At 76.1% G+C, this 11,856-nt stretch carries 7 protein-coding genes; 2 read left to right on the top strand and 5 right to left on the bottom strand.

The window, feature by feature from the left end:
• Positions 1-4: 4 nt before the first annotated feature.
• The 4 genes from GA0070608_RS11455 to dacB all read right to left on the bottom strand — a co-directional run bounded on the left by GA0070608_RS11455 (position 5) and on the right by dacB (position 5,335).
• Positions 5-1,648 (bottom strand): gamma-glutamyltransferase family protein, encoded by a 1,644-nt coding sequence (locus GA0070608_RS11455; RefSeq protein ID WP_091626462.1) that lies wholly within the window; start codon positions 1,646-1,648, stop codon positions 5-7.
• Positions 1,649-1,718: 70 nt separating this feature from the next.
• Positions 1,719-2,711 carry a tRNA lysidine(34) synthetase TilS gene (tilS, locus tag GA0070608_RS11450; protein WP_091634885.1) on the bottom strand — a complete coding sequence of 331 codons (993 nt, stop codon included), beginning with the start codon at positions 2,709-2,711 and terminating at the stop codon, positions 1,719-1,721.
• Positions 2,712-2,721: 10 nt separating this feature from the next.
• Entirely contained in the window at positions 2,722-3,792 is a 1,071-nt protein-coding gene (locus tag GA0070608_RS11445) for a zinc-dependent metalloprotease (RefSeq protein ID WP_091626459.1), read from the bottom strand.
• Positions 3,793-3,910: 118 nt separating this feature from the next.
• A complete protein-coding gene (gene dacB / locus GA0070608_RS11440; protein WP_245716096.1) occupies positions 3,911-5,335 on the bottom strand; it encodes a D-alanyl-D-alanine carboxypeptidase/D-alanyl-D-alanine endopeptidase in 1,425 nt (474 codons plus the stop codon).
• A gap of 507 nt (positions 5,336-5,842) precedes the next feature.
• On the opposite strand from dacB, the gene GA0070608_RS11435 reads away from it, so the two are divergent.
• Positions 5,843-6,349: an inorganic diphosphatase gene (locus tag GA0070608_RS11435; protein WP_091634882.1), complete on the top strand. Its 507-nt coding sequence runs from the start codon at positions 5,843-5,845 to the stop codon at positions 6,347-6,349.
• Positions 6,350-6,383: 34 nt separating this feature from the next.
• Here the strand turns inward: GA0070608_RS11435 and eccD are convergent, their stop codons facing one another.
• Positions 6,384-7,784: a type VII secretion integral membrane protein EccD gene (gene eccD / locus GA0070608_RS11430; protein ID WP_091626454.1), complete on the bottom strand. Its 1,401-nt coding sequence runs from the start codon at positions 7,782-7,784 to the stop codon at positions 6,384-6,386.
• Positions 7,785-7,886: 102 nt separating this feature from the next.
• Here eccD and eccCa point away from each other — a divergent pair, with 102 nt between their 5' ends.
• Positions 7,887-11,852 (top strand): type VII secretion protein EccCa, encoded by a 3,966-nt coding sequence (gene eccCa, locus GA0070608_RS11425; protein ID WP_091626451.1) that lies wholly within the window; start codon positions 7,887-7,889, stop codon positions 11,850-11,852.
• Positions 11,853-11,856 lie beyond the last annotated feature (4 nt).

Here is an 11,856-nt window from a genome sequence, read left to right as displayed (position 1 = left end):
CCGGTCACCAGCCGAGCATCCCACCGCCCACCCGGGGTTCCGAGCCGACCACGTATCCGCCGTCCGGCAGCCGCCAGATCGCCTGCCCGTGCCCGAAGACCGCCGGCTCCTGCGCGACGGCGATCTCGTGGCCCCGGGCCCGCAGCTCGGCGACCGCCGCCCGCCCCTCGGCGGTGGCGACCAGCTCCGACTCGACCAGCACCGTCCGACCGGCGTGCCAGTACCAGCGCGGCGCGTCCAGCGCCGCCTGCGGGTCGAGCCCGCCGTCCAGGGTCGCCGAGACCAGCTGCACGTGCCCCTGCGGCTGCATGTGCCCGCCCATCACCCCGAACGGGCCCACCGGCCGTCCGTCCCGGGTGAGGAAGCCGGGGATGATGGTGTGGTACGGCCGCTTCGCCGGCCCCACCACGTTGGGATGCGCGGGATCGAGGCGGAACCCGAGCCCTCGGTTCTGCAGGGCGAAGCCGTGCCCGGGCAGCACCACGCGCGAGCCGAAGGCCAGGTAGGTCGACTGGATCAGGCTGACCATCATGCCGCTGGCGTCGGCGGTGCAGAGATAGACCGTGCCACCGCGCTCCGGGTCACCGGCGGTCGGCTCGCCGGCCCGCTCGGTGACCAGCGCGCGCCGGGCCGCCGCGTACTCCGGCGAGAGCAGCGCCTCCGTCGGCACCGGCACCCGCTCCGGGTCGGCGACGTGGGCGTGCGCGTCGGCGAAGCCCAGCTTCATCGCCTCGATCTGCCGGTGCAGCCGCTCGGCGAGTGGCAGACCGGCGAGTTCCGCCCCGTCCAGGATGTGCAGCGCCAGCAGCGCCGCCAGGCCCTGCCCGTTGGGCGGCAGCTCCCAGACCTCGTGGCCCCGGTAGCGGGCGGACACCGGGGTCACCCAGGTCGAGGTGTGCCGGGCCAGGTCGTCGCCGGTGAGGAGACCGCCGGTGCGGGCCGAGTGCCCGGCCAGCGCCGCCGCGATCCCGCCCCGGTAGAAGTCCTCCGCCCCGGTGTCGGCGATCAGCCGCAGGGTCCGCGCCGCGTCGGGGTTGCGCCAGCGCTCCCCGGCCCGGGGCGCCCGGCCGCCGGGCGCGAACACCCGGTCGAACTCCGCGTGTTCCGCGTCGGTCAGGTCGACGTGCGCGGCGAGCGCCCGCGACCAGATCCCCGCCACGGCCGGAGAGACTGGATGGCCGTGCTCGGCGTACCCGATCGCGTCGGTGAAGAGCTCGGCGAAGGGCAGCGAGCCGAAGCGGTCGTGCAGGTCGCGCCAGCCGGCCGGCGCGCCGGGCACGGTCACCGGCAACCACCCCCGGGCGGGCATCGCCGGCCCGGCCCGCTGCGCGCCGCCCAACGCGTCGACCGGGTGCTCACCACGCCCTCCGGTCGCGGCGAGCACCAGCTCGCGGGTCAGGGCCGCCGGGGACCGGCCGGAGGCGTTGAGGCCGTGCAGCCGCTCGCCGTCGAAGACGATCGCGAACAGGTCGCCGCCGATGTCGTTGGACGGGGGCTGCACCACGGTCAGGGTGATCGCGGTGGCCAGCGCCGCGTCGACGGCGTTGCCGCCGCGGCGCAGCACGGCCAGGCCGGCCGCCGCGGCCAGCGGCTGGCTCGTCGCCACCGCGCCGTGCGGCGCGAAGAGCGGCTGTCGGGGGTACGCCATCCGCCATGTCTACCGCCTACCGGCGGATCCCGCGGCCCCGGAACCAGGCCCCGGTTTCCGGCGGGGCGAGTCAGCGGAAGTCGATGGCGGCGAGCCGGCCGTCGCGGCGGAGCACCCGGAGCCCGCCCGGCAGGTGGGCCGGCCCCTGCCCCCGCCAGCCGGTCACCAGCGCGTCCAGGGCGGTCACGTGCCGGTGCGACAGGGCGGCGGGCGGCGCCCCCAACTCCCGGGCCCAGGCGTGCAGCACCCGGCCGCGCACCGCGGGCGGAAGATCGGCCAGCGCCCGCACCGCGAGCCCGCCGTCGGGGTGGCGGACGTCGGCCAGCGCGGCGCCCGCCAACTCGTCGAGGACGGCGTTGTCCGCCGCCACCAGCCGGGCGGTCCGGGCCAGGTTGTCCAGCACCCCCGGCCCGAGCGCGCGAACCAGGGCGGGCAGCACGTCGGCCCGGACCCGGGCCCGGGCGTACGACGGGTCGGCGTTGTGCGGGTCCTCCCAGGGGCTCAGCCCGAGCACCGCGCACGCCGTGCGGGTCTGCTCCCGGCCGACCTCGAGCAGCGGGCGCAGCAGCGGCACCCCGTCGAGGTCCCGTCGCACGGGCATCCCGGCCAGGCCGCGCGGGCCGGCGCCCCGGGCGAGCGCGAGCAGCACGGTCTCCGCCTGGTCGTCGCGGGTGTGCCCGGTGAGCAGGGCCGCTGCCCCGAGCCGGGCGGCCACGTCGGCGAGCGCCCGGTAGCGGGCCTCGCGGGCGGCTGCCTCCGGCCCGCCCGGTCGCCCGGCCACCTCGACCCGCACCGACTCGACCGGCGCCAGGCCGACCTCGCGGGCCCACCTCACCACCGCCGCGGCCCGCTGCGCCGACCCCTCCTGGAGGCCGTGGTCGACCGTCACCAAGCCGGCGGCGCGGCCCAGGCGGGGCGCCACGAACGCGGTGGCGGCGGCCAGCGCGAGCGAATCCGCACCCCCGGAGCAGGCGACCAGCACCGGCCCCCCGGGCGGCAGGTCGATCAGCGCGCGACGGACCGCGACCCGGATCGCGGCCACCGGCGGGGCGAGTGCGGCCACCGGCGTACGGTCAGCCGGCGGTCGGGGCCGGGCCGACCGGCCCGTGCACCCGGGCAACCCAGGCGTCCGGGTCGCCGAGCTCGTCCAGCCGGGGCAGGGTGAGCGGCGAGCTGAAGATCTTGTTGAAGCCCGCCATGCCGACCCGGTCGACCACACCGTGCACGAACTTGCGACCCTCGGCGTACTGGCGCATCTTGACCTCCACGCCGAGCAGCCGGCGGATCGCCTTCTCCAGCGGGTTGCCGGCCTCCCGGCGCCGGTTGAACGCCGCCCGGATCCGCTCGACGCTCGGAACCACCTGCGGCCCGACGCCGTCCATGACGAACTCGGCGTGCCCCTCCAGCAGGGTCATCAGCGCGGTGAGCCGATCCAGCACGGCCCGCTGCGCCGGGGTCTGGACGATGTCCAGCACGCTGGTGCGGCTCTCCGGGTCCTTCACCGCGTCGGAGAGGGTGGCCACGCCCCGGCGCAGCCGCTCCAGCAGGTGCTCACCGCCGCTGGACGAGGCGTCCACGAAGGCCTGCACCTCGCTGAGGAAGTACGCCCGCATCCACGGCACGGCGGTGAACTGGGTGCGGTGGGTCACCTCGTGCAGGCAGACCCAGAGCCGGAAGTCCCGCGGGTCGGCCCCCAGCTTGCGCTCCACCTCGACGATGTTCGGCGCGACCAGCAGCAGTTGCCCCGGGTCGGCGGAGAAGACCTCGTACTGGCCGAGGACCCGGCCGGAGAGGTAGGCCAGCACGGTGCCGGCCTGCACCCCGGTGACCCGGGAGCCGATCGCCTCAGTCAGCGCGCCGGGCTGCTTGTCCTTGGTCAGCCGGCCGACCAGCGGGGTGATCACCTCGCGTAGCCCGGCGATGTTGGTCGCCGCCCAGTCCCGCCGGTCCACCACCCGCACCGGCGGGTGGGACACCTGCGAGCGCAGGCCCGTGTAGTCGGCGACGTGCCCCGCCGCCTCGTCGGTCAACCGCCGCAGGTCACTGACCACATCGGTGGCCTCGGTGTACGACACCCGGGGGCCCGACTTGCTCAGCGCCCCCGCGGTCGCGGCGGCCAGATCCCAGTCCACGAACTGCGCCATGCACCCCACCGTACCCGCGCCGCGACACCCCGGCCCGGGCTCGCGCCGGGCGATCGACACCGGTCACGCCTGACGTGCGCCCCGCCGGGCCGTTCGACGGCAGCCGCAGCCGGGCCGGTCAGCCGCAGCCGCAGCTGGCCAGGGTGGCGCCGATCCGGTCCAGCGCCACCCGGGCGGACGTCAGCCCGTCCGGGGGCACCGCGTCGGTGAGCACGGCGAAGGCGAGCAGCCGCCCGTCGGCCGTGCTGACCAGGCCGGCGATCGCGTGCACCTTGGTCAACGTCCCGGTCTTGGCCCGGACCACCCCGGCGCCGGCCTTCGTCGCCGCCGTTCCGTACCGGCCGGCGAGGGTGCCGGACCAGTCGGCGACGGGCAGGCCGCCGAAGATCGCGGCCAGTTCGGAGCGGCTGCCGCCGCCGGCGAGCACGATCAGGTCGGTGAGCAGCGAGGGGCTGATCCGGTTACTGCGGGACAGGCCGCTGCCGTCGGCGAGGGTCAGCTCGTCGGCCGGCAGGCCGAGCTCCCCGGCCACCGCGTCCATCGCCGAGCCGGCGCCGGCGAACGAGGCGGGCTGGTTGCGGGCCAGCGCGACCTGCCGGGCCAGCGCCTCGGCCACGATGTTGTCGCTGTCGCTGATCATGATGTCGACGAGCCGGACCATCGGCAGCGACTCCACCTTGCCCAGCTCGGCGCCGGGCCCCGGGGTCGCGGCCGGGGGCGCGGCGTCGGGGGCGGTGCCACGCCTGACCGCGTCGGCCGGCACTCCCAGCAGCCGGGCGAAGGCCCTGCCGGCCGCGAGGTCGGGCTGGGACACCCGCTCGGCCCAGTGGTTGCCGGCCGCCTCGTCCTTCTTCGCGCGGGTCACGTCGCTGCGGGCCCCGTCGGTCATCAGCGCCGTGATCGGGCCGCCGTAGCCACCGGTGGGAATGTCGTCGTCCCAACCCGGCTCGAAGACCGGGCCCGAGTAGAGCGACGAGTCGACCGTCACCTTCGTCGGTTTGGTGCCGCCGAGGGCGTCGCGTACCTGGCCGGCCAGGTCGTCCAGGCGGGCCGCACCCGGATAGAAGCCCTTCTTGTCGACCGCCAGCGTGGGGTCGCCGCCGCCGACGATCACCACCTCGCCCGGCGTCGCGCCGGCCACCGCCCGGGTCTGGATGCGGTACGCCGGGCCCCGCGCGGCGAGCACCGTCACCCCGGTGACCAGCTTGGTCACCGAGGCGGGCACCGTGCCGTCGTCCTCGCCCCGGCCGAAGAGCGGCTGGCCGGTGGCCACGTCGGCCACCGAGACGTGGACCCGGTCGCCGAGAGCGGGCACGCCCACGAGCGGGGCGAGCGCGGCGCGTACGCCCTCGGAGGTGGGCATCGGGGCGTTCGCGTCCGCGCCGGCCAGCACCGCCGCGGGAGCCGGTTCCGCCGCCTGCGCGGCGGCCCCCCGGTCGGCGGGCTCGTCGCCCAGCCAGTCCGCCACCGGTCCTGGACGGACCACGGCGATCCCGACGGCGGCCAGCACGAGCACGAGCACCCCGGCCAGCACGACGGGCAGGGTCCGGCGGCGCGACGGCGGGGGCGCGGAAGTTTCGGGAAGCGGGGCCTGGCCGGGGCCGGGTGGCCCGCCGGCGGGGCGGGCCGCGGCGACGGCCCAGAGATCGGTTGGCTGGAGCCGGTGGTCCTGGCCGGTCGGGCCGGTCTGGCCGCCGTCACCGGACCAGGCGTCGGCCGGGATGCCGTCACCCTGGGGCGGGCCGGGCGTCAGGTCGCGGTCGCCAGGGGAAGCCGTCGGCTGGGAGAGGTGCGTGTCGGGCACCGGGAACCGTCCGGTGGCACCGCCGGAAGCAGACCGCCCGGTACCCCGTCCAGCGCCGGCATCCGGACGGTAGTGTGAATCTTCCCTCCCCACGACCCCCTCCTCCCCCGCGGAAATCTGCTTGGGTGACACTACTTCGGTCCGAACACTATGCGGCGGCCGGAGCCCGGGTGGGCAAACACCCGTGCGGGAGCGGCGGGCCGCTGGTTTCCGTTGGCCAGCGTGGGCAGACGAGGGAGCGTGCAGATGGATTTCGACGTGACGGTTGAGATCCCCAAGGGTCACCGCAACAAGTACGAGGTCGACCACGCGACCGGCCGGATCCGGCTGGACCGCACCCTCTTCACCTCCACCCAGTACCCCGCCGACTACGGCTTCATCGAGGGCACGCTGGGCGAGGACGGCGACCCGCTGGACGCGCTCGTGCTGGTCCCCGAGCCCACCTTCCCGGGCTGCCTGATCCGGTGCCGCACCATCGGCATGTTCCGGATGACGGACGAGAAGGGCGGCGACGACAAGGTCCTCTGCGTGCCCTACGAGGACCCGCGCCAGGAGCACCTGCGCGACATCCACCACCTCGGCGAGTTCGACCGGCTGGAGATCCAGCACTTCTTCGAGGTCTACAAGGACCTGGAGCCCGGCAAGTCGGTCGAGGGCGCCACCTGGGTGGGGCGGATCGAGGCCGAGGCGGAGATCGTGGCGTCGTACCAGCGCGCCAGGGACGCCGAGGCGCGCGGCGAGTCCGCGCACTGACCCGGCACTGACCACCGACGGGCCCGGGGGCCGCTCAGCCGAGCAGCCCCCGGGCCCGGTCGTACAGGTCGAGCACCGCGCAGGCGACGGGCACCAGCGACACCACCAGGGCGGTGTCAGTCAGGTCCGCGATCCGGCCGACGTACGGGGAGACCGGCCGGCGGGCGTACGTAGTGCCGGTGGCCACCGCCACGAGGGCCAGCACCAGCCCACCGACGACCAGTGCGAGCCGGGCGGTCGGGCCGGACCGTTCGACGAGCACGGCGCCCAGCACGGCGTACCCGACGAGGCCGGCGGCGACGGTCGGCACCCGGTGGCGCAGGGACACGAACAGCCGGGAGCGGAGCAGCAGCACAGCCGCGGCGACCGCCACCAGCAGCCGGCCGGCGACCCCGCCGGAGAGGCCCAGCACCACCGCGGCGGCGACCGCCAGCACGGCGTGCCCGAGCAGCATTCCGGTGAGCATCTCCTCGGTGCGGGCCACCGCCGCGTAGACCCGGTCCCGGTCGGGCAGGTCGCGGGCCCGGTCGGCGTCGCCCGGCTCGCTGGTGGGCAGGGTGATCGGGGGCAGCGGCACCTTGCCGAGCCGGATGGCCAGCAGGGGAATCGCCCCCACGGCGAAGACCAGCACGCAGAGCAGCACCGCCGCCGTGCCGGCCGGGCTGAGCAGCAGTCCGCCGAGGGCGGCCAGCGCGCCGGCGAACCCGGCGGTGGCACCCGCCACGAAGACCCGGAGCCGGGTGGCGACGCCGGCCAGCCCGAGCACCGACACCAGCAGCAGCGCCATCGACCCGGCCAGCAGCTCGGGCGCGCCGATCCAACGCAGCCCCGGGACCGGTCCGACCGGATCGCCGGAGCTGACCGCGAGGGCGCCCGCCACGGCCGCGTACGGCAGGGCGTAGCCGCCCAGGGTCGCGCCCGCCGGCCCGTCCCCGTGGGCGCGGGACGCCACCACCCCGGCGAGGGTGAGCAGCAGCGCCACCACGGCGGCGACCGGCCAGGCCGCCTCGTGCGCCGGGCCACCGGCCGTCACGGCTAGCAGCCCGACGGCCAGCGGCACGGCGGCCCCGGCCAGGGCGGCGGTGCGGGAGGCGGCGGGTGACCACGCCCCACCGCGCCGCCGGGCACCGTCGGCGATCGCCTCGGCCACGTCGTCGTACTCCAGCTCGGGCCACTGCGCGCGGGCCGGCACCAGGTGCAGCACCTCGCCGTCGCGGACCCCCTGCGGCAGCAGCGCCTGCGCGGTGGCCAGCACCGCCCCGTCGGTACGCCGCAGCACCCAGCCGCCGTGCCGTTCGCCGTCGTCGGCGAGCCCCTCGCCCGCGTGCCGCAGCACCTCGGGCAGCAGCTCGGCCAGCGGAACCTGCTCGGGCAGCGCGACGTCCACGCGCCGCTGGGGGGCGCTGATGGTGACCCGGGCCAACCCGATCGTCATCGACTGGTCTCCATCCTCGGCGAGGGTTGGTGGCTGCGCGGACGACAGGACTTTACCTACCATGAGCCAGGCTCGGGTCACCGAGCGCTGTCAGGAGGTCGAGTGTCCACTGTCGTCATCAAACGGCCGCCCCGCCGACCGGCGCCGGACATCCCGGTGGGTGAGCTGCCGGTGGACGCGCCGCCGGAGATCCCCGCCGTAGCCGGCGGACGCTGGCAGCAGCTGTTCATGGTGCTGCCCATGCTCGGCGGCACCGTGGCGATGGCGATGATGTTCGGCCGCGGCGGGGGCGCGTACTCCTACGTGGTCGGCGGGATGTTCGGGCTCTCCTCCCTGGCCATGCTGGTGACCTCGTGGGGCAGCGCCTCCGGCACCCCGAAGAAGTCGGAGATGATGGCCGCCCGGCGGGACTACCTGCGGCACCTGACCGTGCTGCGGCGCCGGGTCCGGCAGACCGCCGGGCAGCAGCGCGCCGGGCTCTACTACCGGCACCCGGATCCGGGCCGGCTCTGGTCGACCGTCGACAGCCACCGGGTCTGGGAACGCCGCCCCACCGACCCGGACTTCGCGGTGGTCCGGGTCGCTGTCGGCCCGCAGACCCTCGCCACCCCGCTGGCCCCTCCGGTCACCCGCCCGCTGGAGGAGCTGGAGCCGATGACCGCCGGCGCGCTGCGCCGGTTCCTGGACGCGTACTCCGTGGTGCCCGACCTGCCGGTGGCGCTCTCGCTGCGCAGTTTCGCGCGGGTCTTCGTACGCGACGCCACCGCCGGCCCGGCCGACGGGCCGGCCGCCCAGGCGCTGGCCCGGGCGATGCTCGCCCAGCTCGCGGTCTTCCACGCCCCGGACGAGCTGCTCGTCGCGGTCTGTGCCGGGCCGGAGCGGCGGGCCGCCTGGGAGTGGGTCAAGTGGCTGCCGCACGCCCACCATCCCACCCGCACCGACGCTCTCGGCCCGGTCCGGCTGGTCACCAGCGCGGGGGCGGAGCTGGAGGGGCTGCTGGACGAGGTGCTGGCCAGCCGGTCCCGGTTCAGCCCGGCCGGCCCGGCCACCGACGGCCCGCACGTGGTGGTGGTGCTCGACGGCGGCGACCTGACCGGAGCCACCGACCTGACCGGGGACGGCGGCATCGACGCCGTCACGATCATCGACCTGGACACCCCGCCGCCGCGCCTGCTGGACCGGTTCGCGCTGCTGCTGGAGCTGCGCCGCGGCCGACTGCACTCGCACTCCGCGCAGGGGCCCGCCGAGGTCGGTACGGCGGACCGGCTCGACCCGGTCGACGCGGAGGCCGTCGCCCGGCGGCTGGCCCCGCTGCGGCTGGCCACCGCGGCCCGCGGCCCGGACGCCCCACCGGGCGCCGAGCTGGGCCTGCCCGAGCTGCTCGGTCTCGGCGACCCGGAGGGCTTCACCGCCGAGCAGGGCTGGCTGCCCCGGTCCGCGCGGGAGCGGCTGCGGGTGCCGATCGGGGTGGGCGCCGACGGCGGCGCCATCGAGCTGGACCTGAAGGAGTCGGCGCAGGACGGGATGGGGCCGCACGGCCTGCTGATCGGGGCGACCGGTTCCGGCAAGTCGGAGCTGCTGCGCACGCTGGTGCTCGGGCTGGCCGCCACGCACAGCTCGGAGCAGCTCAACTTCGTGCTGATCGACTTCAAGGGCGGCGCGACCTTCGCCTCCTTCGACCGGCTGCCGCACACCGCCGCGGTGATCACCAACCTGGCCGACGCGCTGCCGCTGGTCGACCGGATGGTCGACGCCATCAACGGCGAGCTGGTCCGCCGCCAGGAGCTGCTGCGCCGGGCCGGCAACTTCGCCAGCCTGCGCGACTACGAGCGGGCCCGCGCCGCCGGCAACCCGCTCGCCCCGCTGCCGTCGCTGCTGCTGATCTGCGACGAGTTCTCCGAGCTGCTCTCGGCCAAGCCCGACTTCATCGACCTGTTCGTGCAGATCGGCCGGCTGGGCCGGTCGCTCGGCGTGCACCTGCTGCTGGCCAGCCAGCGGTTGGAAGAGGGGCGGCTACGTGGACTCGACACCCACCTGTCGTACCGGATCGGGTTACGGACCTTCTCGGCGCTGGAGTCCCGCACGGTGCTCGGGGTGCCGGACGCGCACGAGCTGCCCCGCTCCCCCGGCCACGGCTACCTGCGCTTCGGCACCGAACCGCTGGTCCGGTTCAAGGCCGCGTACGTCTCGGGGGCGCTGCGCCGGCGCGGCTCGGCACCGGGCGCGGGAGGCGCCGGGGCCCCGCGCCTGCTCACCTTCTCCACCCATCTCGTGCCCAAGCCGGAGCCGGTCGGGCCACCCGCCCTGCCCGCCACCGCCGACGAGGGCGGCTCGGAGAGTGTGCTGGAGCTGATGGTCGACCGGCTGGCCGGGCAGGGGCCGCCCGCCCACCAGGTCTGGCTCCCCCCGCTCGGCCGGGCGCCGGCGCTGGACGAGTTGCTCGGGCCGGTCGGCGTCGACCCGGCGCGTGGTCTCACCTTCGGCAACCCGGAACTGCACGGCGCGCTCCAGGTGCCGGTCGCGGTGGTCGACAAGCCCTTCGAGCAGCGCCGCGACCTGCTCTGGCTGGCGCTGGACGGCGCCGCCGGCCACGTCGCGGTGCTCGGCGGGCCGCAGAGCGGCAAGTCGACCGCGCTGCGCACGCTGATCTGCGCCCTGGCGCTCACCCACACCCCGACCGAGGTGCAGGTCTACTGCCTCGACTTCGGCGGCGGCGGGCTGGCCGCGCTGCGCGACCTGCCGCACGTCGGCGGGGTCACCGGCCGCGCCGACCCGACGGCCGTCCGGCGTACGGTCGGCGAGATCGCCACCCTGCTGGTCGAGCGGGAACAGCGCTTCGCCGAGCTGGGCGTGGAGTCGATGGCCGCCTGGCGGCAGCGCCGGGCCGCGCTGGCGGGCACCGGCCAGCCCGGGACCGACCCGTTCGGCGACGTGTTCCTGGTGGTGGACGGCTGGGCCACGCTGCGCGGCGAGTACGACGACCTGGAGCCGCTCATCACCGACCTGGCCACCCGGGGCCTGTCGTACGGGGTGCACGTGGTGGCGACGGCGGTGCGCTGGCTGGACTTCCGGCCGGCGATCCGGGACCTCTTCGGTTCCCGGCTGGAGCTGCGCCTCGGCGACCCGGCCGACTCGCTGGTGGCCCGCCGGGCGGCGACGAACGTGCCGGAGAAGACCCCCGGCCGGGGCATCACCGCGGAGAGCCTGCACTTCCTCACCGCGCTGCCGCAGCTGGCCGCCTCCGGCGGGGACACGACGGACCTGGTCAAGCAGGCCGCCGGGAGCTGGGCCGGCCCGCTCGCGCCCCCGGTGCGGCTGCTCCCGCCGGTGCTTCCGTACGCCGAGCTGGACCTGACCGCGACCACCGGCCTGCACATTCCCGTGGGGATCGCCGAGGCGGACCTGCGCCCGGTGGTGCTGGACTTCGCCACCGAGCCGCACTTCGTGGTCTTCGGCGACGCCGAGTGCGGCAAGTCGTCGTTCCTGCGCGCGCTGGCCACCTCGATCATGGCCCGGTTCACCCCCGAGCAGGCCCGGGTGATCCTGGTCGACTACCGCCGCAGCCTGGCGGACATGACCGACCCGATGTCGCCGCACCTGATCGGGTACGGCTCCGCCGCGGCGCACACCACCGACCTGATCGAGTCGGCCGCCGGCTACCTCGCGGCCCGGGCGCCCGGCCCCGAGGTCACGCCCGCCCAGCTGCGGCAACGGTCGTGGTGGTCCGGGCCGGAGCTGTTCGTGCTGGTCGACGACTACGACCTGGTCGCCAGTGGGCCGGCCAACCCGCTGCGCGCCCTGGAGGAGCATCTGCCGCACGCCCGGGACGTCGGCCTGCACCTGGTGCTCGTCCGCCGCTCGGGCGGTGCCGGACGGGCCCAGTACGAGCCGCTGGCCCAGCGCCTGCGTGAACTCTCCACCGCGGGGCTGGTGATGGCGGGCAGCCCGGATGAGGGGGCGCTGGTCGGCCCGGTCAAGCCCGGTCCACTGCCCCCGGGACGCGGCCGGCTGGTCACCCGGCGCGGAGGCGTACGTCTGGTCCAGCTGGCCCATCTGCCGGCACCGTGACCGG

Origin of the sequence: Micromonospora peucetia (assembly GCF_900091625.1) — a bacterium.
In the GTDB taxonomy this organism is placed as follows: domain Bacteria; phylum Actinomycetota; class Actinomycetes; order Mycobacteriales; family Micromonosporaceae; genus Micromonospora; species Micromonospora peucetia.
Note: the sequence above shows the minus strand (reverse complement) of the source record. Positions and strands in the feature narration are given on the sequence as shown.